Raw genomic sequence first — 23,271 nt, forward strand, 5'->3', positions numbered from 1 at the left:
GCCCTAGGGGCGAACTGTGATGGCGGTGCTTGGGCTCACACTGACACGAGCCCTCCTCTGACTTCGACGGTCAGGACGACGAAGGCGCCCGGAGTACCGGTCGTCCCGGGCAGCGAGGACCATGGCCTCCGAGCTCCGAAGAACACACCCCCAACCAGCGCCCTGGGACACCCAGTTGCTCGTTGGGGGTCCGTTCATCGCAGAGAGCCCTTGATGGTTTGCAGTGGTCTAGACGGCCGGTACTCCGGCCAGCTTAGCGGGCAGGTTTTCGCAGTCCCAGGAGGGGTGTGGGAGCCATGTGAGCCGGACGTGCAGTCGCGCGCCGCCTTAGGCGGCGTGCGTGCATTGGCGCCTTTCTTTGCCCCGCGTTTCTTTGGCAAGACAAAGAAATGCGGGTCGGGGTGTGGGGTTGAAGACCCCACGGGCTCTCACTTCAAAGCACAAGCCCAATGAGCCTGCTCAAACTCCAAGGCGTCCACACCCACATCGGCGCGTACCACATCCTCCACGGCGTCGACCTGGAGGTGCCCGAGGGCCAAGTGACCATGCTGCTGGGCCGCAATGGCGCCGGCAAGACCACCACACTGCGCACCATCATGGGCCTGTGGCCGCACAGCCAGGGAACGATCGAATTCGCCGGCGGCAGGCACAAGCAAAGCACCCCCGAGATCGCCCAGCAAGGCATCGCCTATGTGCCCGAATCCATGGGCATCTTCAGCGACCTCAGCGTGGCCGAAAACTTGCTGCTCGCCGCAAGGCAAGCCAAGCGTTTGCAGGACCTGGATGACGCACGTCTGACCTGGCTGTTCGGCCTCTTCCCCGCGCTGAAGACCTTCTGGCAATACCCCGCCGGCAAGCTCAGCGGTGGGCAAAAGCAGATGGTCGCCATTGCCCGCGCACTGATCGAGCCGCGCCGCCTGCTGCTGATCGACGAGCCCAGCAAGGGCCTGGCGCCGGCCATCGTGCAGAACCTCATCGAGGCGCTGGGTGAACTGAAGAAGCAACAGACCACCGTGCTGCTGGTGGAGCAGAACTTCGCCATGGCCAAGGCCCTGGGCGACCGCGTGGCCGTGATGGACGACGGCCGCGTGGTGCACACCGGGGCCATGCAGGAATTGGCCGAGAACGAAGTACTTCAGCAACGCCTGCTCGGCCTCTCACTCGGAGCGCATCAATGACCACCACCACCGCGCCGGCCGCCCTGCCACGCGAGCGCTTTGACATCGCGCCGCTGGCCCTGCTCGCCGGCCTGGCCCTGCTGGCCCTGCCGCTGATCGGCAGCCCCAGCTCCTGGGCCACGCTGACGCTCGCCGGGCTGGCCATGGGTCTGATCGTCTTCATCATGGCCTCGGGCCTGACGCTGGTGTTCGGCCTGATGGACGTCTTGAACTTCGGCCACGGCCTCTTCATCGCCCTGGGCGCCTTCATGGCCACCACGGTGCTCTCCAGCTTGAGCGGCCTGGTCCACAGCCCGGATCTGGGGGCCAATCTGCTCGCCGTGGGCGCGGCCTGCCTGGTGGGCATGGGCGTGGCCGGCGCGGTGGGCCTGGCCTTTGAGCGCGTGCTGGTGCGGCCCGTCTACGGCCTGCACCTGAAGCAGATCCTCATCACCATGGGCGGCATGATCGTCGGCGAGGAGCTGCTGAAGATGCAGTACGGCGCGCAGCTCGTGCCCATCACCCCGCCCGAGGGCCTGCGCGGTGCGCTGCTGTTCGGTGATGTGGCGCTGGAGCGCTTCCGCCTGCTGGCCATGGTCGTCGGTCTGACCGTGCTGGTGGGCCTGCTGTGGCTGCTGAACCGCACCAAGCTGGGCCTGCTGATCCGCGCCGGCGTGCAGGACCGCGAGATGGTGGAAAGCCTGGGCTACCCGATCCGCCGGCTGTTCATCGGCACCTTCGTCGCCGGCTCGGCGCTGGCGGGCCTGGGCGGCGTGCTCTGGGGCCTGTACCAGCAGGGCGTGACGCCGCAGATCGGCGCGCAGCTCAATGTGCTGATCTTCATCGTCATCATCATTGGCGGCCTGGGCTCCACCTTCGGCAGCTTCGTGGGTGCGCTGCTGGTGGGCCTGGTGGCCAACTACACCGGCTTCCTGGCGCCCAAGCTGGCGCTGTTCTCCAACATCGCCTTGATGGTGGCGGTGCTGCTGTGGCGGCCCGAGGGCCTGTACCCGGTGGCGCGAAGGGCCGGCTGATGGTCAAGACCCTGCTTTCGCACGATCTGCCGCGCAGCCGCCTGCTGGCCGCGCTCTTGATCGTCACCGTGCTGGGCCTCTTGGCCACGCCCTTCCTGTTCCCCGGCACCAAGCCGATGAACGTGGCCGCCAAGACCCTGGTGTTCATCGTGCTGGTGGCCAGCTACGACCTGCTGCTGGGCTACACCGGCATCGTCAGCTTTGCGCACACGCTGTTCTTCGGCATCGGCGCCTACGGGGTGGCGATTGCGAGCCATCGCATGGGCCCGGGCTGGGACGCGGTGCTGCTCGGCGCGGGCGCGGCGCTGGGGGCCAGCCTGCTGCTCTCGCTGGTGATCGGCCTGGCCTCGCTGCGCGTCAAGGCGATCTTCTTCGCCATGATCACGCTGGCCGTGGCCTCGGCCTTTCTCACGCTGGCCTCGCAACTCAGCGAGTTCACCGGCGGCGAGGACGGCCTGAACTTCAAGGTGCCCGAGCTGCTGCGCCCGGCCACGGTGTTCCTGGATGAACCCCTGTTCGGTGTGGAGGTGGACGGCCGCCTGCTCAGCTACTACGGCCTGTGCCTGGCGGTGGCCGTGCTGGTGCTCTTGATGCTGCGCATCGTCAACTCGCCCTTCGGCCGCGTGCTGCAGGCCATCCGCGAGAACAGCTTCCGCGCCGAGGCCATCGGCTACCGCACAGTGGTGTACCGCACGCTCTCGAACGTGCTGGCCGCGCTGTTCGCTTGCGCATCCGGCGTGCTGCTGGCGCTGTGGCTGCGCTATGTGGGGCCGGAGACGGCGATGTCCTTCGAGATCATGCTGGACATCCTGCTGATCGTCGTCATCGGCGGCATGGGCACGGTCTACGGCGCGGTCATCGGCTCGGTGCTGTTCGTGCTGGCGCAGAACTACCTGCAGGACCTGATGCGCCTGGCGCAGGGGCCGCTGGCGGACGTGCCGGTGCTGGGCGCCATCACCTCGCCCGACCGCTGGCTGCTGTGGCTGGGCATGTTGTTCATCCTCTCTGTCTATCACTTCCCCACCGGCATCGTCGGAAAACTGAGATCACGCAAGCCATGAACTCGCGCTACCTGCGCTGCCTGGGCCGTGAGCTGCACTTCATGGACTGGGGTGACCCGGCCAACCCCGAGGTCGTGGTGGCCTGGCATGGCCTGGCCCGCACGGGGCGGGACATGGACGAGCTGGCCGCGCAACTGGCGCCGCGCTTTCGCGTGATCTGCCCGGACACGATTGGCCGCGGCCTGTCGCAATGGAGCCCGCAGCCGCGCGACGAGTACTGCCTGGACTTCTACGCCGAACTGGCCACCGCGCTGCTGGACCAGCTGGGCGTGGTGCAGACGCATTGGGTCGGCACCTCGATGGGCGGCGCCATCGGCCTCGTGGCCGCGGCCGGGCCGCTGCAGGGGCGCATCCGCCGCCTGGTGCTGAACGACGTCGGCCCCGAGCTGGCCGAGCCCGCGCTGGCGCGCATCCGCGCCTATGCCGGCCAACCGCCCGCCTTCGCCACGCTCACCGAGCTGGAGGGCTACTTCCGACAGATCTACGCGCCCTACGGCTGGTTGAGCGACACGCAATGGCGGCACCTGACCGAGACCTCGGTGCGCCGCCTGCCCGACGGCCGCGTGACCCCGCATTACGACCCCGCGATGGTGGAGCAGTTCACCCACCACCCGGACGACTACCGCCGCTGGGCCGAGTGGGACCGCCTGAGCCTGCCGGTGCTGGCGCTGCGCGGCGTCGATTCCGACCTGCTGACGCCCGAGGTCTTCGAGGCCATGCGCGTGCGCGGCCCGCGCGCGCTGGGCGTGGTCATCGAAGGCTGCGGCCACGCGCCCGCGCTGAACACCCCCGAGCAGCTCGGCCTGATCGAGCGCTTTCTGATCGCCCACTGAATCTGGAGTTCCCATGTCCCTGAACGGCCGCACGGCGCTGGTCACCGGTTCCACGCAAGGCATTGGCCTGGCCATTGCCGAAGCCCTGGCATGCGCCGGCGCGCAGGTGGTGCTGCACGGCATCGAAGCCGCCGAGCAAGGCCAGGCCGTGGCCGCGCGCCTGCAGGAGCAGACCGGCGCGCGCTGCGCCTACGTGCAGGCCGACCTGGCCGACGAAACCGCCGCCGCGGGCCTGGTGGCCGCCGCCGCGGCGGCGCTGGCGCCGATCGACATCCTGGTCAACAACGCCGGCATCCAGCACACCTGCCCGATCGCCGAGTTCCCCGCCGCGCGCTGGAACGCCATCCTGGCCATCAACCTCAGTAGCGCCTTCCACACCATGAAAGCCGCCCTCCCCGGCATGCGTGCGCGCGGCTGGGGTCGCATCGTCAACATCGCCTCCGTGCACGGCCTGGTGGCCTCCGTCAACAAGAGCGCCTACCTGGCCGCCAAGCATGGCCTGGTGGGCCTGAGCAAGGGTGTGGCGCTGGAGACGGCGGCTGAGGGCATCACCGTGAACTGCATCTGCCCGGGCTGGACGGACACCGCGCTGATCCAACCCCAGATCGAGGCCCGCGCAGCAGCCTTCGGCGGCGACCGCCAGGCCGGCATCCGCGAGCTGCTGCGCGAGAAGCAGCCCAACCTCACGCTGCTGCCGCCCAGCCACATCGGCGAGGTGGCGGTGTTCCTGTGCGGGCCGGCGGCGGCGGGGATCACGGGGGTGGCGCTGCCGGTGGATGGGGGGTGGACGGCGCAGTAGGGCTTGCTGTCCACCGCTTCTTGAGCGCCTGCAGGGGCTTCACCCGACGCGCCGCTTTCACCTGCTGACCGCTGGCGGTTCGGCTGTTCGGCTGTTCGGCAGCCTCCCCTATGCCCAGCCGAGGAGCACAGAAGAGCGGGCCCGCGCGCGTGAGCGCGCCTCGTGAACTGACTTGGCCCAACTGTCTGAACGGAGCGAACGCAGTGAGCGAAGTGAGTTTTGGGCCTGGGCCCGCTCTTCGCGCACCGCAGGGAACCCCCGGCGCAGCCGGGGGCGCCGGCATCGGGGTCGCCTTTCTTGGCCTACCTTCTTTGGCGAAGCAAAGAAGGTAGGTCGGCTGCCGGGCCGAGACCCGGCGGGGTCTTTCGCACAACGCATGCGGCTCGTCTGTCCACAAATCAGTCAGCGCCTGAAAAGCAGACAACCAGCCTCGCGCACCTGTCTGCCCAGCAAACAAGCAATCACTCAGGCCCTTGCCTGCCGGCCTCCCGGTGAGCGTTCTGAAGGTCTCCAACACGCTTCCCGCTGATGGTTTTCCCGCGCTTTTAGGCACCGCACTCCAACTGGGCACGCCGCTTGCGCTTGTCCACCCAGCGCCCAGCCGATCGACATCAGAAACCGGCGGGCGACCCGACACCGCCCGACCCCAACCGAACCCCGGAGACCACCCCATGCGACCGATGACCCTGCTGCGCCTGCAACCCCTGGCCCTGGCCGCCGCCACCCTGCTGGGCACCCCCGCCCTGGCCCAGACCGCGCCGGCCACCGATGAAGCCACGCAGCTGGAGAAGGTCACCGTCACGGCGCGCAAGCGCGAGGAGACGCTGCAGGACGTGCCCGTGGCCGTGACGGCGCTCACGGCCCAGAGCCTGGACCGCCTGGCGGTGCGCAACCTTGGCGACCTGCAAGGCCAGGTGCCCAGCCTGACCATCTACGCCGCACGCGGCAGCAACAGCACGCTCACCACCTTCATCCGCGGCGTCGGCCAGGCCGACCCGCTGTGGGGCGTGGACCCGGGCGTGGGCATCTACCTGGACGATGTGTACATGGCCCGCCCGCAGGGTGCGCTGCTGGAGGTGTTCGACATCGAGCGCATCGAGGTGCTGCGTGGCCCGCAGGGCACGCTGTACGGCAAGAACACGATTGGCGGCGCGGTGAAGTACGTATCGAAGGCGCTGGGCACCGCCACCAGCGGCAACGTGGCGCTCACCGTGGGCAACCACGGCCTGCTGCAGGCCAAGGGCATGCTGGGCGGCGCCACCGAGGACGGCCAGTTCCGTGCCCGCCTGGCCCTGGCCAAGAGCGACCGCGACGGCTACGGCAAGAACCTCACCGATGGGTCCGACGTGAGCAACCAGGACACCGGTGCGGCGCGCATCCAGGCCGGCTGGTTCCCTGAAGGCCTGCCGCTGAACGTCCAGGTCAGCGCCGACCGCACCCGTGACGACTCCAACATGCGCGGCTTCCAGCGCATGGCGGTGAACCGCTTCGACCCCGCCGCCACGCCCGCCAGCACCGGCCGCTACGACATCGCCAGCGGCATGCCGAACAAGAACTACACCCACGCCGGCGGCCACGCCATCACGCTGGGCTTTGATCTGGGCCAGGACTGGAGCGGCAAGCTCATCAGCGCCTACCGCAGCTCCGACACCGACACCTCGATCGACTTCGACGGCCTGCCCAACAAGATCGCCGACGTGCGCGCGCTCTACAGCGACAGCTCGCGCAGCCACGAGCTGCAGCTTGCGCGCGCCGGCGGCGGCGTGTTCGGTCTCTACCGCTTCGAGGGCGAGGCCGGCGGTCAGGTGCTGAACAACTTCTTCAACCTGAGCTTTGGCGACACCCGTGGCCAGGTCTACACGAAGAGCAATGCCGCCTATGTGGACTGGGAGTGGGAGCTGAGCGAGGCGCTGAACCTCTCCACCGGCCTGCGCTACACCAGCGAGGAAAAGCGCGCCGTGGTGCTGAACCGCGCCTACAAGGACGCCACCTTCTCGGTGCCCATCGCCACCGTGTCCGACTTCGACAAGACCCGCAAGGTCAGCAACACCTCGCCCAAGCTCTCGCTGGGCTACGAGCTGAGCAAGGACACCAAGTTCTACGCCACCGCCTCGCGCGGCTTCAAGAGCGGCGGCTACAACATCCGCGCCAACGTCACCGCCGTGCCCTCGTCCAGCAAGCCCTTCGAGGACGAAACGCTCGACTCCTTCGAGCTGGGCGCCAAGCTGCGCCTGGACGAAGGCCGGCTCGAACTGAACAGCGCCGTCTTCCACAACAAGTACAAAAACGTTCAGCTCTCGGTCTTCACCAGCTTCACCCAGGCCAACGGCCAGCCCGGCTTCTTCGGCGACTTCACCAACGCCGGCCGCGCCACGGTCAATGGCCTGGAGCTGGAGATGATCTGGCGCCCGACGCGCAACCTCACGCTGCGCGGCAACGCCTCGGTCATCGACGCGAAGTACGACGAGTACCTGGACCGCGGCGTCAACGTGGCTGCCCAGAAGAAGTTCAGCAACACGCCCAAGACCAGCGGCGCGCTGGACGTGGAGTACCGCCTGCCCTTCGCCCTGGGCGGCGAACTGCGCGCCCGCGCCGGCGTGAGCTACCGCAGCAAGGTCTACCCGACCACGGACCTGAGCGAGGTCATCGCCCAGCCCGGCTACAGCCTGTGGTCCGCCGGCCTGATCTGGGAGCGCGACCGCCACTGGACCTTCGCGCTGCAAGGCACCAACCTGGGCGACAAGGCCTACCGCACCGATGGCTACAACATCGCCGCGCTGGGCGTGCTGGACGGCTTCTACGGCGCGCCGCGCCAGGTCAGCCTGAGCGCTTCGTACCGCTTCTGAGAAGGCGCATGGACTGGGTGCACCGCTTCTTCCGCAGCGACGACGGCCTGCGCCTGCACGTCACGGACTGGCCCGGCCCGCGCGCCGATGCCCCCGTGCTGCTGTGCCTGCACGGCCTGACGCGCAACGGCCGCGACTTCGAGCGCCTGGCGGCGCACCTGTCCCCGCGCTTTCGCCTGCTCTGCCCGGACCAGCGCGGCCGCGGCCTCTCGGCGCACGACCCCGACCCGAGCCGCTACCGACCGGACCGCTACGTGGCCGACATGCTGACCCTGCTGGACCAGGCGGCGATCGCGCAGGTGCAGGTGATCGGCACCTCGCTGGGCGGGATGATGGGCGTGATGCTGGCCGCCATGCAGCCGCAGCGCATCCAGGCCCTGGTACTGAACGATGTGGGGCCGGTGCTGGAGCCCGCGGGCCTGGCGCGCATTGCCGGCTATGTCGGCCACCAGGCCGCGGCCACCCACCTGGCCGAGGCGGCGGCGCGCACCGCCGCCGTGCAGGCCCCGGTGTTCCCGGACTTCGGGCCGCAGGACTGGCAGCGCATGGTGCTGGAAACGCACCGCATCGAGGACGGCCAGTGGCTGCCCGACTACGACCCCGCCATCGCCCAGGGCCTGGCCAGCGGCAGCGCGGTGCCACCGCTGTGGCCGCTGTTCGAAGCCGCGGCTGCCACGCCGATGCTGCTGCTGCGCGGGGCGGAGTCGGACCTGCTGAGCGCCGGCACGGTGGCGGAGATGCAGGCCCGGCTGCCGAAGCTGCAGGCCGTGGAGGTGCCGAGGCGCGGGCATGCGCCGACGCTGATGGAGCCGAAAGCCTTGCAGGCGCTGGAGGGCTTCCTGCGGGCTTGAGGGAGCGGGAGCTCAGCGGGCCAGCACCGGCTGCCGGCTGGCCCGAAGTCCGCCCCAACCCTCACTCGCGGCACCCGGACCGCGCTTCGTCGCATCGCCCTCGTCTGCACGGCAGCACCCTGCCTACATTGGCTCGCAGAGGCCCGGTCGGCGCCTCCTGCCCTTCCCCTTGACCATGGAGCCCTGCACTTGAAGCCCTTGATGACCTTGGCCCTGGCCGCCTGCTGCGCCACCCCCGCTGCCTTTGCGGCCCCGCCCGCCGGCTTGATGAACCTGAGCTGCGACGCGGGCGCTGCGGCCGAGGGCGCTGAGGCCCCGAACCTGCACGGCTCTTGGGACTTTTTGATGGTGCCGCGCGGCACCCCCAGTTTCGGGCTGATGTCGATCGGCTTCGTCGGCGCCGAGTACGGCGGCTCGCTGATGCCGGCGCGCACGGCGCCGGTGGTGCTGCGCAAGATCAGCCTGGACGGCCACAAGATCCAGATGGTGGTGGCCTCGCGCGAGGGCGATGTGCTGTTCGACGGCAGCCTCTCCGCCAAGGGCGACTTCATGTGCGGCACCGTGACGTACCACGGCGGCGAGTCCTTCCCGATGGTGGCGCAGAAGCGGCCCTCCGGCTACGCCTCGCCCTCGCAAGCGCAGCGCCGCTCTTGAACGGATGCGCAGGTGGCGGCCGCGGGGCCACCACCCGCCAGGCTCACGGGCAGCCTGCGCCGAACAGCTCTTCCACCCAGGCCGGGTAGTCCACAAACGGGTTGCGGTTGCCCTGACGCTCAACGATGCGCGCGTGGCGGCGGATCTCGAAGGCGTCCACCGGGTCCTGGCGGTGCCAGGTCACGAGGGTGCAGCGCTTGCCCAGGAAGTTGCCGCTGGTGCCAGTGTTGTCGGCCAGTTCCAGATTGGGCACGCCGGTGGCGTCGTTGCCCTCATAGCGGATCGCCATGTAGAACATCATGCGGGCGATGTCGCCCTTCACCGCGGCGCGCGGCTCGAAGCTGTCGGCGTCGGTCAGGTTGCCGGGGGCCTCACCGATGGCGCTGCCGCCCCAGTCGAAGTCCTTGTTGCCGCGCGTGCTGTTCACCGTCACATCGGCCGGGCGCAGGTGGTGGATGTCGGTGTGCGCCCACTGCGCCTCGTCGGGGAAGCCATGGCTCTTGGGCCACACGTGTTCCCGGTTCCAGGCATCGGGGTCGGAGTTGCCGGAAGCATTGAAGGTCTTGGCCTGCGAGCGGCCGGTGTACAGCAGGATGACGTTGGCGCTGTTGGCCGGGTCCTCGTCGGTGTACTTGATGGCGTCCCACACTTCCGTGTAGGTCTTGCGCTGGTGGCCCAGGGCGGCGTGCTGGTTCAGCGAGGTGCGCAGCGCCAGGCCGGTCTTGCCGATGGCCTGCACGTAGTAGGTGGCAAAGCCGTCCCAGGTGGCACCGGTACCCGGCGGCGGCGTGCTGGCCGCGGTGTACTGGGCCTTGATGCTGACGCCCGAGAAAGCCTGGTAGCCGTACAGCCCGATGTAGTAGCTGGTGGCCTGCGGCTGCGCCCAGCTGCAGGATTCGTTGTTGCCGTTGACGAGCGGGCGGCAGTCGTAGGCGGTGCTGCTGGGCTCGGCGCCGGCGCGCACATACAGATCGGCCGCGCCGGTGCCGCCGCTGCTGCTGATGACGAGGTTCGTGGCGCCGGCCGGCACGTCGATGCGGTAGCGCAGCCAGGCGCCGGCGGCGGCGCCCTGGCCGGTCAGCTCCACGCCGTTCTGCAGCGTCACCGTGGCGGGCGGGGTGCTGGCCGCCGTGTAGTTGGCCACGAGGCTGGCGCCGCTGTAGCTGCTGTAAGCCAGCACGCGCACGTAGTAAGTGGCGGCGCTGGGGCTGGCGAAGCTGCAGGTCTCGGCGTTGGTGCTGCCGTTGGACAGGCAGTCGTAGCTGCTGGTGGTGGCCTGGGAGCCGCGGCGCACGTAGAGGTCGGCGTCGCCCGTGCCGCCGCTGAGCTTGAAGCTCAGGGCCGTGGCACCGGCCGGCACCACGAGGCTGAAGTCGCGCGTACTGCCCTTGGTGGCCGAGAGGTTGGTGACCGCCACGCCCTTGGTCAGCGCGGTCTGCGCCAGTGCCGGCGCCAGCGCGCCCAAGGTGAGCCCCAGGGCCAGGGCCCATTTCGAAACGATCAGCCGCATGTCATGCCTCGACTTTTTTGCGAAGCCGCGCACCTTAGCGAGGGGTCGTGACGTTTGGGTTACCGCGCCGCCACAACACGGGTTTTCACACCTCCTTTTAGAGGAAGGACCTTCCCCATCAGGTTTTCTCGGGCAGGTTTACACCGGGGGGCGCCCGAGCAGCCAGGCCTGCAGAAAAGGGTCCTCGACCTGCGGCGTGCCGCTGCGCGTCAGCACGCCGAGCTTGCGCAGGCGCTCCAGCGCCGCGCGCACCTTGCCCACGGTGGGGGCGGCACCCACGCCGGGCAGCTGGCCGAGCTGCTGGCGCGTGGCCTGGCCCAGCGGCGCCTGGCCGGCGGCCACGGCGCGCGCCAGGCCGCGCTCCAGCGGGCCCAGGGTGTCGATGAGTGCGCGCCAGCCGGCCACGTGGCGTTCATCGGCCAGGTACTTGGCAAAGCCCCGCTGCACATCGGTTTCGCCCTCGGCGGACATGGACTTGACGACGTCGCGCATCAGTGCCGGCTTGTGGCCCAGGCGCTCGAACAGCTGGCGCAAGTCGTCCAGCAGCGGCTTGCGGCCCTTGTGCACGCGGCCGTACTGCTCGGCCAGAGCCTTCAGGAATTCGTCGCCCAGGGCCGGGAAGTTCAGCACCTGGGCGAAGTGGTACATCGGCGCGCCGGCGGTGGCCAGCAACTGGGCCAGCGCGTCGGGCGAGGAGCCGGTGAGCACCGCGTGCACCTGCTGGCGGCGCTTGTGCAGCACCGCGCGCAAGCTGCCGGCCAGGGCCTCGGCGCTGGCGGCCGAGCCCTCGGCCAGGGCCTGCGCCTCGTCCAGCATCAGCAGGATGGGGCGGCCGGCGGCGGCGTGCAGGCGCTGGATCAGGGCGTCAAAGCGCAGCTCGGGCGCCTCGGGCAGCTTGCGGCGGCTGGGGGCCGCGCCCAGGTCCACACTCACGCCCAGGGCGCTGAGCTTGGTCACCGGCGTCTTGGCCAGCTTGCCGGCAGCCTGGGCGGGCACGCTGGCATCGTCCAGCGCCTCTTCCAGCGCGTGGTTGATGGCGGCCAGCGGCGCCCCGCGCTGCAGCCACAGGTCGGCGTACACCGGCAGCCAGCCGCGCTCGCGTGCGGCCGGCGTCAGGTCCTGATCCAGGAACCAGGTCTTGCCCAGGCGCCGCGGCCCGAACAGCGCCAGCGGCCGGCCCGGCTGAGAGGCCAGCAGGCCGAGGTAGCTGGCGGCCAGCTCGGGGCGCTGGATGCTGACGGAATCGAAATCGGCCTTCATCGTGGCCATTGTGGCGGCTTGCTGCTGCAACAACAATTGCTGCTTTTATCGCAACGCGCGGCAAGGGAGTCACTCAGAGCCTGAGGGCCTTTCGGACGAGCCCGAAAGGCGCACCAAAACGGCCCGGATCGAGGCGCAAAGCGCAGCCATAGCTCGGGCTATGGCGAGCATTTGCAACGAAGAGCTGGGCCGTTTTGGCGTGCAAGGCTTGGGCAAAAGGCTTTCAGGCTCTCAGACCAAGGCCTGCAGCGCCGCCACGCCCACCGGCGGCCGCGCCTGCCAGGGCAGCAAATGGCAGCGCCGCGCCAGGCCCTGGCGCACGCGCTCGATCTGCCGCGCCTCGCCCTGCAAGCGTGCGCGCAGCAGCGGGTCCTGCGTGCCGGTGGCCAGCAGGCTGCGGTTGATGACCCAGGCAAAGGGCTCGATGCCGGCGCGGCGCAGATCGTCCTGCAGCGCCGCGGCTTCGGACACCGGCGTGGGCTCGGGCAGGGCCACCAGCAGCACGCGCGTGTAGTCGGCGTCCTGCAGGCGCATCAAGGGGGTGACGATCTTGGCCGAGCCGCCCAGCTCGCGCGCCATCTGGCGGTGGTAGGCGCCAGTGGCGTCCATCAGCAGCAGGGTGTGCCCGGTGGGCGCGGTGTCCAGCACCACGAAGGCCGAACGCGCCTGCGCCACGGTGCGCGAGAAGGCATGGAACACAGCCACTTCCTCGGTGCAGGGCGATTGCAGGTCCTCGCGCAACAGGGCGCGGCCGGCCTCGTCCAGGTCCTTGCCGCGGTGGGCCATCACCTTGTCGATGTACTGCGCGGTCTCGGCCTGCGGGTCGATGCGGCTCAGGCTCAGGTGCGGCAGCTCGCCACCCAGGGTCGCAGCCAGGTGCGCCGCGGGGTCGGTGGTGCTCAGGTGCACGGTGTGGCCGCGCTGCGCCAGGCCCACGGCCACGGCGGCGGCCACCGTGGTCTTGCCCACGCCGCCCTTGCCCATCACCATCACCAGGCCATGGTTCTGGCGGGCCAGTTCGTCCACCAGCGCGGCCAGGCCGGGCAGTTCGGCAGATGGCAGGGCCGCGGCTGGCGCCGGGATGGCTTCCGCCGGGCGCAGCAGGGCGCGCAGCGCGGCCAGGCCCAGCATGTCGAAGGCGCGCAGCGGCACCTCGCTGCGCGGCAACGCCGCCAGCGCGGGGGCGCAGCCGGCCAGCGCGGCCTCGCCCTGGGCCTGCAGGGCCTGGGCGGTGGCGTCGTCGGCAGCGCTGGCGCGGAACACGGCGTTGACGATCAGGCGCTGGTTGCGCAGGCCCAGCTGCAGCAGCTCCTGCTGCGTGCGCGCGGCCTCGCGCAGAGCGGCGGCATCGGCACGCGCCACCAGCACCAGGGTGGTCTGGCTGGCGTCGGAAAGGGCAGCCAGGCCGGCCTTGAAGCGCTGCTCCTGCATCTTCAAACCCGAGTGCGGGCCCAGGCAGGAGGCGCCGCGGTCATTGCCCTCCAGAAAGCCCGCCCAGGCCTTGGGCAGGCTGAGCAGGCGCAGGGTGTGGCCGGTGGGCGCGGTGTCGAACACCACATGGTCATAAGCGGCGGCGTCGCCCGCCAGCAGGCCGACGAACTCGTCGAACGCGGCGATCTCGGTGGTGCAGGCGCCCGAGAGCTGCTCGCGCACCTGCTCGCGCTGGCGTTCGCGCTCGGCCGCCGGGCCCTGCGGGTCAAGCTGCGCGAGCACGCGCTGGCGGTAGGCCTCGGCGGCGGCTTCGGGGTCGATGTTGAGCGCCCAGAGCCCCGGTGCGCCGGGGATGGCGCGCGGCTGGTGAGTAAGCGGCTGCTCCAGCATCTCGTCCAGATTGGAGGCCGGGTCGGTGCTGACCAGCAGCACGCGCCGGCCCGCATCCGCCAGGCCCAGGGCCACGGCACAGGCCAGCGAGGTCTTGCCCACGCCGCCCTTGCCGGTGAAGAACAGGAAGCGGGTGGCCCAGCGGGGCAGCTCGGCCTGGAGATCGGCAGGGGTGGCGTCGGTTTTCATCCGCCCAGTGTGCGCGGCTCCCCACCCGCGCGGCCTTGATCTGCCTCAGCGGGCTTGACGGTTTCGATTCGCCTGCTACATTTCTTCGTAATTCGACGAACACCGCAGAAACCCGCACCACCCGCCATGGCCAAAGCCTGCGCCCCCGCTTCCTGCGCCCCCTCGCGCGCCGCCACCGACCTGGACGAAGCCGAGCTGGCCAGCCTGTGCAAGGCCCTGGCCCACCCGGCACGCGTGCAGCTGCTGCGCCACCTGGCGCACATCGACTCCTGCTACTTCGGCAACCTGTCCGACCTCACCGGCCTGGCGCCCTCCACCACCTCGCAGCACGTCAAGGTGTTGAAGGAGGCGGGGCTGATCGTTGGTTCATCGGAAGAGCAACGCACCTGCTACTGCGTCAACCCCGAACGCCTGGCGCTGCTCAAGCGCTGGGTCCAGGCCCTGTGAGGGGCCTGTTTTTTTACCCTCATATTCGTTATTCGACGAATTACTAAGGAGCCCCACCATGCACCCCACGCCCTCTACCGCCCTTCCGGTCGCCGTCATCGGCGCCGGCCCCGTCGGGCTGGCTGCCGCCGCCCATCTGCTGCAGCGCGGCCTGCCCGTGCAGGTGTTCGAAGCCGGCAGCAGCCCCGCCGCGCACCTGCAGGGCTACGGCCATGTGCGCCTGTTCTCGCCCTGGCGCTTCAACATCGACCGCGCCGCCCGCGCCCTGCTGCAGCGCGAGGGCTGGCAACCCCCGGCGGATGAAGGCGCGCTGCCCACCGCCGCCGAGCTGCGCGAGCAGTACCTGCTGCCGCTGGCGCACAGCGAGGCGCTGCGCCAGCGGGTGCAGTACGGCGCCCGCGTGCTGGCCATCAGCCGCCGCGGCGTCGACAAGGTCAAGACCCGCGGCCGCGAGCAGGCGCCCTTCGTGCTGCAGTGGCAGGGCGCGGAGGGCGTGCAGGAGTTCGAGGCCCGCGCCGTCATCGACGCCAGCGGCACCTGGGGCCAGCCCAACCCGCTGGGCGCCCACGGCCTGCCGGTGCCGGGTGAACGCGAGCAGGCCGCGCAGATCCAGTACGGCATGCCCGACATCCTGGGCGCCGAGCGCGGCCGCTACGCCGGCCGGCGCGTGCTGGTGGTGGGCGCCGGGCATTCGGCGGCCGGCAACCTCATCGCCCTGGCCCAGCTGGCCGAGGAGGTGCCCGGCACCGCCATCGTCTGGGCCGTGCGCGGGCAGGACCTGCGCCGCCTGTTCGGCGGCGGCAGCAAGGACGGCCTGCCGGCACGCGGCGCGCTGGGCGAGCGCCTGCGCGCCCTCACCGAGGCCGGCCGCCTGGAGCTGCACACCGGCTTCGCCATCGGGCGCATCAGCCCAGACGAAGCCGGCCGCCTGCAGGTGCACAGCGCGCACGATGCGCGCCGCATCGAGGGCATCGAGCAGATCGTCGCCGCCACCGGCGCGCGCCCGAACCTGGAGCTGGCGCGCGAACTGCGGATGCGCCTGGACCCCTGGCTGGAAAGCACCGAGGCCCTGGCCCCGCTGATCGACCCCAACGAGCACAGCTGCGGTACCGTGCGCCCGCATGGCCACCGCGAGCTGCAGCACCCCGAAGCGGGCTTCTACGCCATCGGCGCCAAGAGCTATGGCCGCGCGCCCAACTTCCTGATGGCCACTGGTTACGAGCAGGCGCGCTCGGTGGCCGCCGCATTGGTGGGCGACTGGGCCGCCGCCGACGACGTGCAGCTGGAGCTGCCCGAAACCGGCGTGTGCTCGGTGGACTTCGCTGCCGCAGCGGACCAAGCCCCGGGCGGCGCCTGCTGCGGCGGCCCGCCGGTGCAAAACGCCAGCGCCTGCTGCGTCAAGGATGAAGACGCCAAGGCCGCCGGCGCCACGGGCTGCGGCTGCGGCCCCGCCGTGGCCCGGCCCAAGGCCACCAGCGCCTGCTGTGGCTGAAGCGCGCGACACCAGCCTGGTGCTGCGCCTGGGCACGGCACAGACCCTGGCCTGGGCTTCCAGCTACTACCTGCCGGCGATGCTGGCGCAGCCGATGGCGCGCGAGCTCGGCCTGGCCACCGGCTGGGTGTACGGCGCGTTCTCGCTCGCTCTGGTGGTCTCGGCCCTGGTGGGGCCGCGCGCCGGGCATTGGATCGACCGCCACGGCGGCCGCCCCGTGCTGGCCACCAGCAGCCTGCTGTTCGCGCTGGCGCTGGCCGTGCTGGCGCTGGCGCCGAACGCCGCCCTGCTGCTGCTGGGCTGGGCGCTGCTGGGCCTGGCCATGGGCAGCGGCCTGTACGAGGCCGCCTTCGCCGCCCTCGTCTACCTGAAGGGCCCGCAGGCGCGCAGCGCCATCACCGGCATCACGCTGATTGCCGGCTTTGCCAGCACCGTGGGCTGGCCACTCAGCGCCGCGCTGGAACAGACCCTGGGCTGGCGCGCCGCCGTGGGCGGCTGGGCGGCGCTGCACCTGCTGCTGGGCCTGCCACTGAACCTGAGCCTGCCGCGCGGCCATGCAGCCGGTGTGGCCGATGTGGCTGCCCAGGCCGCCGCGCCCCCCCGGCCGCTGGAGCCGACCGCAGCGCCCGAACCCGCAGCGGAAGGCGGCCGGCTGATGCTCGCCCTCCTCGCCTTCGTGTTCGCCGCCACCTGGTTCATCAGCACCGCCATTGCCGTGCACCTGCCCGTGCTGCTGATGGCCAGCGGCGCCCCGCTGGCTGCGGCAGTGGCGGCCGGTGCGCTGGTGGGGCCGGCGCAGGTGGGCGGCCGCGTGCTGGAGTTCCTGGGCCTGCGCCGCCAGCACCCGCTGCGCACCGCGCGCTGGGCCGCCGCGGCGCACCCGCTGGGCGCGCTGGCGCTGCTGCTGCTGGGGCCGGCGGCAGCCCCGGCCTTTGCGCTGCTGCATGGCGCGGGCAACGGCATCCTCACCATCGCCAAGGGCACGCTGCCCCTGGCCCTGTTCGGCCCGGCCGGCTACGGGCGCCGCCAGGGCTGGCTGATGCTGCCCGCCCGCCTGGCCCAGGCCGCCGCGCCGCTGGCCTTCGGGCTGGCGCTGCAGGCCTGGGGTGTGCACAGCCTGTGGTTGTGCATCGGTCTGGCCGGGGCGGCGCTGGCAGCGCTGGCGTGGATCCGGCCGCCGCCGGGGGGCTGAGAGGTTGAGAGTTTTTCGCCTCCTTCTGCAAGTCCGACTGCGGCTTTAGGCTGGAAGTGGCCGGTCGAGTGAGGCCTGGCCGTCGTCGGCTCTCGACCCTCAGGCGACTTTCACACCATCGGTGCAACTCGGCCAAGCGCGCGATACATCCGTAAGCTTGGCCTCGCATCTCCTCGCCTGGGCGAGACGGGGGCTGCAAGCCATGTGCTCCCGTCCGGGAGCCGCCGCGCGGCTGTCCGAACTCGGCTAGGAGAAGGTGCCCCAGAGGATGTTCTAGCCAGAGCTAGGAAGGCCACCTATCACCTAGGATCCAACTGACCCACCCTCAGCTTCTGCGTACCTCAAGTGGCAACTCAGCCCGCTCGTCGTTCGAATGAAGAGTTCGCTGCCGCAGCACACAAAGTGCACGGCGATGCGTATGACTACAGCCGGGTCGATTACCGGAGCAATCGCACCAATGTGACGATCGTGTGCAAGCAGCACGGCGCGTTCGAGCAGACGCCGTCCAATCACCTGAGAGGAAGGGGATGCGCGAAATGCGCAAGTGCGGCTCAGGCCTTGAAACTGCGCAAATCCGACGCGGCATTCATTGAGCAGGCTCAAGCGATCCATGGGAGCAAGTACGACTACAGCCACGTCGAGTACGCGGGCGCGCTCAAGAAGGTCTTGATCGTCTGTCGGTTGCATGGGCCGTACTTCCAGAGACCGGACTCACACCTGCATGGCCAGGGCTGCCCGAAGTGCCGCGACACACTCGCCAGCGAACGAATGCGTTGGACAACCGAGCGCTTCTGTCGGGAAGCTCGGACACGATTTGGAGAGCGATTCACTTACGCGGGTGTCGAGTACACCGATGCATGGACGCCAGTCGCAATTGACTGTCCGGTCCATGGCGAGTTCAAGCAGGCACCGGTGACACACTTGCTGTCCAAGTACGGCTGTCCGAAGTGCGCAGTGGAAGCGACACACGCCAAAGCGAGGCTTCCAACGGAGGACTTTTTGTTGAGGGCGCACGCCGTTCATGGCAATCGCTACGGCTACGGCGGTATCTCGGTTGTCGACTCCAAGCACAAGGTCACGATCACGTGCCACGTTCACGGTGAGTTCCGGCAGAGCCCTTCGGACCATCTGGCGGGGAAGGGTTGCCCGAAATGCGGTAACGATTCGGCTAGGAACCGACAGCGGCAGACCGTCGAACGCTTTGTCGATCGTGCACGACAGGTGCACGGTGAGAAGTACGACTACTCGCTGATCGACTACAGCACCGCCAAGAAGCCCGTGAGGATCGTGTGCCCGGTGCACGGGGTGTTTGAGCAGACACCCGACATGCACCTGAAGTCTGGCTGCCGCCGCTGTGCGGACGACGCTCTCCCTGGCGCGTACACAGAGAGGCGGTTTAGTTCGGACGGTGCACTCGAGTCATCTGTTGGAACGCTTTACTACGTAAAACTCAGCAGCGAAAGCGAGCAATTCTTCAAGGTTGGCATTTCCAAAAACAGCGCAAGCAAGCGATTCGCCGGGTATGGCACGGGCTATGGCTACCGGATTGAAGTACTGAAGGCAAGGCAAATCGCACTTGGCAAAGCTTATGAAATCGAGCAGCGAGTGCTGAGTGAATTTGGCGCGCTCCACCGATACACCCCGAGGAACCTGAGCAAGAGTGGGCGACGGTTCGGAGGACGCACGGAGTGTTTCGACACCCCGTTGCCAGAAAGCCTTATGCAACTGTTCGAAGACTAGGGCCAGGGGCACGACCCGCATGCTGGAGCGGTAGTCGGCACCCACCAGGCTGCCGTGCAAGCTGTCACAGGCCACTTCCTATTCGTGCCGCAGCGCCTCGATCGGATCCAGCCGCGCGGCGCGGCGCGCCGGTACGTAGCCGAACAGCACGCCGATCAGGGCCGCGAAGCCGAAGGCGAGCAGGTGGATGTCGGCGTCGAAGCGGTAGGGCAGGCCCATCAGCTGCGTGAGGCCCAGTGAGGCGGCGAGGGCCAGGGCCAAGCCCACCAGGCCGCCGAGCGCGCTCAACACCACGGCCTCGATGAGGAACTGCAGCAGCACCTCGCGCTCCAGCGCGCCGATGGCCAGGCGGATGCCGATCTCGCGCGTGCGCTCGGTCACGCTGACCAGCATGATGTTCATGATGCCGATGCCGCCCACCAGCAGGCTCACGGCGGCCACGGCGCCGAGCAGGGCGGTCATCACCTCGGTGGTGCCGGCCAGGGTCTGGGCGAGCTGGCGGGTGTCGAGGATGTTGAAGTTGTCCTCGTCGCTGGGGCTGAGGCGGCGGCGTTCGCGCAGCAGCTGGCGCAGGCTGGCCTGCACGCTGGCGCTGTCGGCCTCGGGTTCGCGCGCCACCAGCAGCAGGCCCACATTGGTGTTGCCGCTCAGGCGGCGCTGCAGGGTGGCCAGGGGCAGCACCACCACGTCGTCCTGGTCCTGCCCCATCGCCGCCTGGCCCTTGGCGGCCAGCAGGCCGATGACGGTGCAGCCGAGCTGACGCAGGCGCAGGCCTTGGCCGATCGGGTCGGCGCTGCCGAAGAGCTCGCGCCGCACAGTGGCGCCGATGACGCAGACCGCCGCGCCGGCGCGCTCCTCGGCCTCGTTGAAGAGCCGCCCGCCGGCGAGCTGCCAGTTCAGCGCCTCGAAGTAGGCCAGGCTGCTGCCCACCGCCTGGGTGGACCAGTTGCGCGCCCCCGCCACCGCGGCCACGCCCAGGCTGGACTGCGGCGCCACCGCGCGCAGGCCGGCCACCTGGGCGGCCACGGCTTCGGCGTCGGCGCGCTTGAAGGGCGGGGCGCCGCCGCCATCGCGCCCCGGGCCGAGGCGCTGGCCGGGGCGCACCATCAAGAGGTCCGTGCCCAGGCTGGCGATCTGATCGGCCACCGCCTGGGTGGCGCCGCGCCCCAGTGTGACCATGGTGACCACCGCCGCCACACCGATCACCACGCCCAGGATGGTGAGCCCCGAGCGCACCAGGTTGCGGCGGATGGCGCGCAGCGCCAGCAGCAGGGCGTTGCCGATCATGCGGGGGCCTCGCTGCGGCGGGCGCTCTGGGCTTCGTCGCGTTCCAGGCGGCCGTCGCGGAAGTGCAGCACGCGCTGCGCCCAGGCGGCCATGTCGGGCTCGTGCGTCACCATCAGCACGGTGATGCCGCGCTCGCGGTTCAGGCCCTCCAGCAGGGCCATGATCTCGGCGCCGCGCTGGCTGTCGAGGTTGCCGGTGGGCTCGTCCGCCAGCAGCACGGCGGGGGCGCTCACCAGCGCGCGCGCAATTGCCACGCGCTGCTGCTGCCCGCCGGAAAGCTCCGCCGGCGTGTGCGCCTCCAGGCCCTGCAGGCCCACGGCCGCCAGGGCCTCGCGTGCGGCACGGCGGCGTGCGGCCGCGCTTTCGCCGCGGTAGAGCAGCGGCAGCTCGACGTTTTCCTGCGCGCTGGTGCGCGCCAGCAGGTTGAAGCCCTGGAACACGAAGCCGAACCAGCGGCGCCGCAGCAGCGCGCGCTGGTCGCGGCTGAGGCCCTGCACCTCAACGCCCTGGAAGCGGTAGCTGCCGCGGCTGGGACGGTCCAGGCAGCCGAGGATGTTCATGGCGGTGGACTTGCCCGAACCGCTGGGGCCCATGATGGCCACGAACTCGCCGGCCTGGATGCGCAGGTCCACCCCGGCCAGCGCCACCGAGGCCGCCGCGCCGCTGCCGTAGACCTTGGTGACGCCCTGCAGCTCCAGCAGCGGCGCGTTCATTTCGTGGCCTGCGCCAGGCCGGTGATGACGGCCATGCCGGGCTGCAGCTGCTCGCTTTCGACCTCGGTCTGGCGCCCGTCGCTGACCCCCGGGCGCACCGGCACGGCGCGCGGCTGGCCGTCCTGCAGCACCCAGAGCTGGCGCACCTGGCGGGTGTCGGTGCCGGCCGCGCGTGAAGCCCCTGCGCGCGGCGGGCGCGGCATCAGGCGGGCCATCACGTCGCTGCCGGCGCTGGGCTTGGGCGCGGCGCCGGCCTCGGGGTTGAAGCGCAGCGCGGCATTGGGCACCAGCAGCACGTCCTGGCGCTGCGCGGTGGTCACCCAGGCGGTGGCCGTCATGCCGGGGCGCAGGCTGAGGTCGGCGTTGTCCACCGTCAGCTCGGCCAGGTAGGTGGTGACGTTGTCCTTGGTGGTGGGCCCGTAGCCCACGCGGCGCACCTGGGCCGGGTACTCGCGCTGCGGGTAGGCGCTGACGCTGAAGCGCGCCACCTGACCTTCGCGCACTTGGCCGACGTCGGCCTCGTCGATGGCGACGTCGAGCTTCATCGAGCGCAGGTCCTCGGCCAGGGTGAAGAGGGTGACGGCCTGCAGCGAGGCGGCCACGGCGTTGCCGGGGTCCACGGCGCGCGCCAGCACCACGCCGTCGATGGGCGCGCGCAGCGCGGTCTTGCGCAGATTGCTTTCGTCCGCCCGCAGCGCGGCCTCGGCCTGCAGCACCTGGGCCTGGGCGGCCGCGGCCTGGGCCTGCGCGCGCAGCTGCGCGGCGCGCACGGCCTCCAGTTCCTGCGCAGAAGGCAGCTGCCCGCCCGAGGCCTTCTGGATGGCCAGCTGGCGCTGCAGCGCGGCCTGGGTCTCGGCCTGCGTGGCCTCGGCCTGGCGCAGGCTGGCGCGCGCCGCGGCCAGGGCGGCGCGGGCGCCGCCCACCTGCTCGCGCAAGCGCGTGCTGTCCAGCTCGGCCAGCAGCTGGCCGCGCTGCACGCGGTCGTTCAGGTCCACCAGCACGCGCGCCACGGTGCCGGAAAGCTCGCTGCCCACATTGACCTTCTTGGTGGGCTGCACGGTGCCGGTGGCGCTGACGCTGACGGTGAGCGAGCCGCGCGTGACTTGCGCCGTCTGGTAGCGCGGCGCGGGGGCGCTGCGCGGCCACAGCCACCACGCGGCCAGCGCGCCCAGGGCCAGCACGAGCAGCAGCCCGATGAGCGCACGCGGCCCGCGGCGGGCGGGCGCGCCCAGCAGGGCGTCCAGATCGGCCGGGGGCGGAGGGGAATCGGGCTGCGGCATGGCGCGAAAGCTCAACGAGGGCAGAGGAGCGATCTTGCGGGCCGCGCGGCCGCCGCGGGCTGCGCCAAATCAAAGCCGGCCGCCGGGGCAGCGGCAAGCCGGCGTCAGCCGCCCGTGCGCAGCTGCTCCAGGTCGAGCAGCCAGCCGCGCCAGCGCTCGCGCGCCTTCTGCCACTGCGCCGGGCTGGCCTGCTGCAGCAGCGCCGGCAGGTCGGCATAGGTGCGCTCGCGCAGGGCCTGGGTGGCGGGGCCGCGCGCCTCGGGCAGGCGGGCGCCGCCCATCAGCAGCAGGCGCGTGCCGCCCTCCAGATCGCCCGCGGCCCAGGCGCGCAGGCCCTGTTCCGTCCAGGCCTGGCGCTGTGCGCGCTCCTGCCACAGCGCGACCGGGGCCGGGCCCCAGCTCTGGGCCTGGCGCTCGGCGGCGGTGCGCAGCGGCCGCTCCAGCCGGCCCAGCCAGCGCTCCAGGCTGTCCTTCAGCGCATCGGCGCGCTGGTCGGCATCGGCTTCGTCCTGGCGCCACTCCTGCAAGTGCTCGCGGCGGCGCTCGCTGTAGTGCTGCCATTGCTCGGGCCGCAGCGTGGCCAGCCAGGGGGCGGCCAGCGGGGCGGTGCGGCGCAGGGTGCGCTGCAGGGATTCATCCAGGCGCTGCTCCAGCGCCAGCAGCTCGGCGGTGTCCACGCGGCCGTCCTCCAGGCCGCGTTCGGCGGCGTGTAGCAGCGCCTGCCAGTGCGGCAGTTCCTCGCGCCGGTGCCAGCTGTGCAGCTCGGCCAGGGCCTGGTCCAGCTGCGCGCGCTGGTGGCTGTCGAGGTCGAACTGGCGGTCCAGCCACCAGGCCGTCAGGCGCGCGGCCTGGTTGTAGGCCAGCTCCAGGCTGGAGCAGCTGGCCAGCAGCAGGCAGGCCCCCAGCACCAGGGCCAGGCGCCGCCAGCGGGGGATGGGGCCGGGATGCGCGTGCGACATGGACGGATTGCACCAGCACCCGGCCCGCCCCGCCAAGCCGTGGGGGAACCGCCCACGCCCCGCTCATCCCCGCCTGGCGCCGCTCGGCACCCAAGTTCCCGCGCGGGGCGCCGGCTTCGAAGAATGGCGCCACTCTCACCCGAAAG

General features: G+C 70.6%; 19 protein-coding genes. 12 read left to right on the forward strand and 7 right to left on the reverse strand.

Features of this window, described 5'->3' with window-relative positions:
• The first annotated feature begins 449 nt into the window (after positions 1-449).
• The 8 genes from I7X39_RS07355 (at position 450) to I7X39_RS07390 (ending at position 9,235) form a co-directional block, all read left to right on the forward strand.
• Positions 450-1,178, forward strand: a complete 729-nt coding sequence (locus tag I7X39_RS07355; RefSeq protein ID WP_198110333.1) for an ABC transporter ATP-binding protein — start codon at positions 450-452, stop codon at positions 1,176-1,178.
• A complete protein-coding gene (locus tag I7X39_RS07360; protein WP_198110334.1) occupies positions 1,175-2,191 on the forward strand; it encodes a branched-chain amino acid ABC transporter permease in 1,017 nt (338 codons plus the stop codon). Before I7X39_RS07355 ends, I7X39_RS07360 begins: the two co-directional genes overlap by 4 nt.
• A complete protein-coding gene (locus I7X39_RS07365; RefSeq protein ID WP_198110335.1) occupies positions 2,191-3,252 on the forward strand; it encodes a branched-chain amino acid ABC transporter permease in 1,062 nt (353 codons plus the stop codon). The genes I7X39_RS07360 and I7X39_RS07365 overlap by 1 nt, the downstream gene beginning before the upstream one ends.
• A complete protein-coding gene (locus tag I7X39_RS07370) occupies positions 3,249-4,085 on the forward strand; it encodes an alpha/beta fold hydrolase (protein ID WP_198110336.1) in 837 nt (278 codons plus the stop codon). Before I7X39_RS07365 ends, I7X39_RS07370 begins: the two co-directional genes overlap by 4 nt.
• A gap of 13 nt (positions 4,086-4,098) precedes the next feature.
• Positions 4,099-4,884, forward strand: a complete 786-nt coding sequence (locus I7X39_RS07375) for a 3-hydroxybutyrate dehydrogenase (protein WP_198110337.1) — start codon at positions 4,099-4,101, stop codon at positions 4,882-4,884.
• A gap of 671 nt (positions 4,885-5,555) precedes the next feature.
• The gene (locus I7X39_RS07380; RefSeq protein ID WP_198110338.1) at positions 5,556-7,730 is read left to right on the forward strand and encodes a TonB-dependent receptor; all 2,175 of its coding nucleotides are present in this window, start codon (positions 5,556-5,558) and stop codon (positions 7,728-7,730) included.
• An 8-nt stretch (positions 7,731-7,738) separates the two neighbouring features.
• A complete protein-coding gene (locus I7X39_RS07385) occupies positions 7,739-8,581 on the forward strand; it encodes an alpha/beta fold hydrolase (protein ID WP_198110339.1) in 843 nt (280 codons plus the stop codon).
• A 201-nt stretch (positions 8,582-8,782) separates the two neighbouring features.
• Entirely contained in the window at positions 8,783-9,235 is a 453-nt protein-coding gene (locus I7X39_RS07390) for a hypothetical protein (RefSeq protein ID WP_198110340.1), read from the forward strand.
• A 43-nt stretch (positions 9,236-9,278) separates the two neighbouring features.
• On the opposite strand, the gene I7X39_RS07395 is transcribed toward I7X39_RS07390, so the two are convergent.
• The 3 genes from I7X39_RS07395 to arsA form a co-directional block, all read right to left on the reverse strand.
• Positions 9,279-10,745: an endonuclease gene (locus I7X39_RS07395; protein ID WP_198110341.1), complete on the reverse strand. Its 1,467-nt coding sequence runs from the start codon at positions 10,743-10,745 to the stop codon at positions 9,279-9,281.
• Positions 10,746-10,883: 138 nt separating this feature from the next.
• Positions 10,884-12,005: a hypothetical protein gene (locus I7X39_RS07400; RefSeq protein WP_232351802.1), complete on the reverse strand. Its 1,122-nt coding sequence runs from the start codon at positions 12,003-12,005 to the stop codon at positions 10,884-10,886.
• A 231-nt stretch (positions 12,006-12,236) separates the two neighbouring features.
• The gene (gene arsA / locus I7X39_RS07405) at positions 12,237-14,015 is read right to left on the reverse strand and encodes an arsenical pump-driving ATPase (RefSeq protein ID WP_198110343.1); all 1,779 of its coding nucleotides are present in this window, start codon (positions 14,013-14,015) and stop codon (positions 12,237-12,239) included.
• A 126-nt stretch (positions 14,016-14,141) separates the two neighbouring features.
• On the opposite strand from arsA, the gene I7X39_RS07410 reads away from it, so the two are divergent.
• From I7X39_RS07410 to I7X39_RS07425, 4 genes are all read left to right on the forward strand, one after another.
• Positions 14,142-14,462: an ArsR/SmtB family transcription factor gene (locus tag I7X39_RS07410; RefSeq protein ID WP_198110344.1), complete on the forward strand. Its 321-nt coding sequence runs from the start codon at positions 14,142-14,144 to the stop codon at positions 14,460-14,462.
• Positions 14,463-14,520: 58 nt separating this feature from the next.
• Positions 14,521-15,954, forward strand: coding sequence for an NAD(P)-binding domain-containing protein (locus I7X39_RS07415; RefSeq protein WP_198110345.1), 1,434 nt, complete (start codon positions 14,521-14,523; stop codon positions 15,952-15,954).
• Positions 15,947-17,146 carry an MFS transporter gene (locus I7X39_RS07420; protein ID WP_310739889.1) on the forward strand — a complete coding sequence of 400 codons (1,200 nt, stop codon included), beginning with the start codon at positions 15,947-15,949 and terminating at the stop codon, positions 17,144-17,146. Before I7X39_RS07415 ends, I7X39_RS07420 begins: the two co-directional genes overlap by 8 nt.
• A 345-nt stretch (positions 17,147-17,491) precedes the next feature.
• Entirely contained in the window at positions 17,492-18,886 is a 1,395-nt protein-coding gene (locus I7X39_RS07425) for a DUF723 domain-containing protein (protein ID WP_198110347.1), read from the forward strand.
• 78 nt (positions 18,887-18,964) lie between these two features.
• Here the strand turns inward: I7X39_RS07425 and I7X39_RS07430 are convergent, their stop codons facing one another.
• From I7X39_RS07430 to I7X39_RS07445, 4 genes are all read right to left on the reverse strand, one after another.
• Positions 18,965-20,173 carry an ABC transporter permease gene (locus I7X39_RS07430; RefSeq protein WP_198110348.1) on the reverse strand — a complete coding sequence of 403 codons (1,209 nt, stop codon included), beginning with the start codon at positions 20,171-20,173 and terminating at the stop codon, positions 18,965-18,967.
• Positions 20,170-20,886, reverse strand: a complete 717-nt coding sequence (locus tag I7X39_RS07435; protein ID WP_198110349.1) for an ABC transporter ATP-binding protein — start codon at positions 20,884-20,886, stop codon at positions 20,170-20,172. The genes I7X39_RS07430 and I7X39_RS07435 overlap by 4 nt, the downstream gene beginning before the upstream one ends.
• Positions 20,883-22,166: an efflux RND transporter periplasmic adaptor subunit gene (locus I7X39_RS07440; RefSeq protein WP_198110350.1), complete on the reverse strand. Its 1,284-nt coding sequence runs from the start codon at positions 22,164-22,166 to the stop codon at positions 20,883-20,885. Before I7X39_RS07440 ends, I7X39_RS07435 begins: the two co-directional genes overlap by 4 nt.
• Before the next feature lie 104 nt (positions 22,167-22,270).
• The gene (locus tag I7X39_RS07445) at positions 22,271-23,125 is read right to left on the reverse strand and encodes a DUF6279 family lipoprotein (protein ID WP_198110351.1); all 855 of its coding nucleotides are present in this window, start codon (positions 23,123-23,125) and stop codon (positions 22,271-22,273) included.
• Between the last annotated feature and the right edge of the window lie 146 nt (positions 23,126-23,271).

It is taken from the genome of Inhella proteolytica, from assembly GCF_016093275.1.
Taxonomy (GTDB): Bacteria; Pseudomonadota; Gammaproteobacteria; order Burkholderiales; family Burkholderiaceae_C; genus Inhella; species Inhella proteolytica.

Excerpts from the sequence above, each read along its gene's own strand:
- I7X39_RS07395 (WP_198110341.1), bottom strand. The coding sequence starts at position 10,745 with ATGCGGCTGATCGTTTCGAAATGGGCCCTGGCCCTGGGGCTCACCTTG.
- I7X39_RS07400 (WP_232351802.1), bottom strand. The coding sequence starts at position 12,005 with ATGAAGGCCGATTTCGATTCCGTCAGCATCCAGCGCCCCGAGCTGGCC.
- I7X39_RS07355 (WP_198110333.1), top strand. The coding sequence starts at position 450 with ATGAGCCTGCTCAAACTCCAAGGCGTCCACACCCACATCGGCGCGTAC.
- I7X39_RS07370 (WP_198110336.1), top strand. The coding sequence starts at position 3,249 with ATGAACTCGCGCTACCTGCGCTGCCTGGGCCGTGAGCTGCACTTCATG.
- I7X39_RS07440 (WP_198110350.1), bottom strand. The coding sequence starts at position 22,166 with ATGCCGCAGCCCGATTCCCCTCCGCCCCCGGCCGATCTGGACGCCCTG.
- I7X39_RS07385 (WP_198110339.1), top strand. The coding sequence starts at position 7,739 with ATGGACTGGGTGCACCGCTTCTTCCGCAGCGACGACGGCCTGCGCCTG.
- I7X39_RS07360 (WP_198110334.1), top strand. The coding sequence starts at position 1,175 with ATGACCACCACCACCGCGCCGGCCGCCCTGCCACGCGAGCGCTTTGAC.
- I7X39_RS07380 (WP_198110338.1), top strand. The coding sequence starts at position 5,556 with ATGCGACCGATGACCCTGCTGCGCCTGCAACCCCTGGCCCTGGCCGCC.
- arsA (WP_198110343.1), bottom strand. The coding sequence starts at position 14,015 with ATGAAAACCGACGCCACCCCTGCCGATCTCCAGGCCGAGCTGCCCCGC.
- I7X39_RS07415 (WP_198110345.1), top strand. The coding sequence starts at position 14,521 with ATGCACCCCACGCCCTCTACCGCCCTTCCGGTCGCCGTCATCGGCGCC.
- I7X39_RS07445 (WP_198110351.1), bottom strand. The coding sequence starts at position 23,125 with ATGTCGCACGCGCATCCCGGCCCCATCCCCCGCTGGCGGCGCCTGGCC.
- I7X39_RS07375 (WP_198110337.1), top strand. The coding sequence starts at position 4,099 with ATGTCCCTGAACGGCCGCACGGCGCTGGTCACCGGTTCCACGCAAGGC.
- I7X39_RS07365 (WP_198110335.1), top strand. The coding sequence starts at position 2,191 with ATGGTCAAGACCCTGCTTTCGCACGATCTGCCGCGCAGCCGCCTGCTG.
- I7X39_RS07390 (WP_198110340.1), top strand. The coding sequence starts at position 8,783 with ATGACCTTGGCCCTGGCCGCCTGCTGCGCCACCCCCGCTGCCTTTGCG.
- I7X39_RS07410 (WP_198110344.1), top strand. The coding sequence starts at position 14,142 with ATGGCCAAAGCCTGCGCCCCCGCTTCCTGCGCCCCCTCGCGCGCCGCC.
- I7X39_RS07435 (WP_198110349.1), bottom strand. The coding sequence starts at position 20,886 with ATGAACGCGCCGCTGCTGGAGCTGCAGGGCGTCACCAAGGTCTACGGC.
- I7X39_RS07430 (WP_198110348.1), bottom strand. The coding sequence starts at position 20,173 with ATGATCGGCAACGCCCTGCTGCTGGCGCTGCGCGCCATCCGCCGCAAC.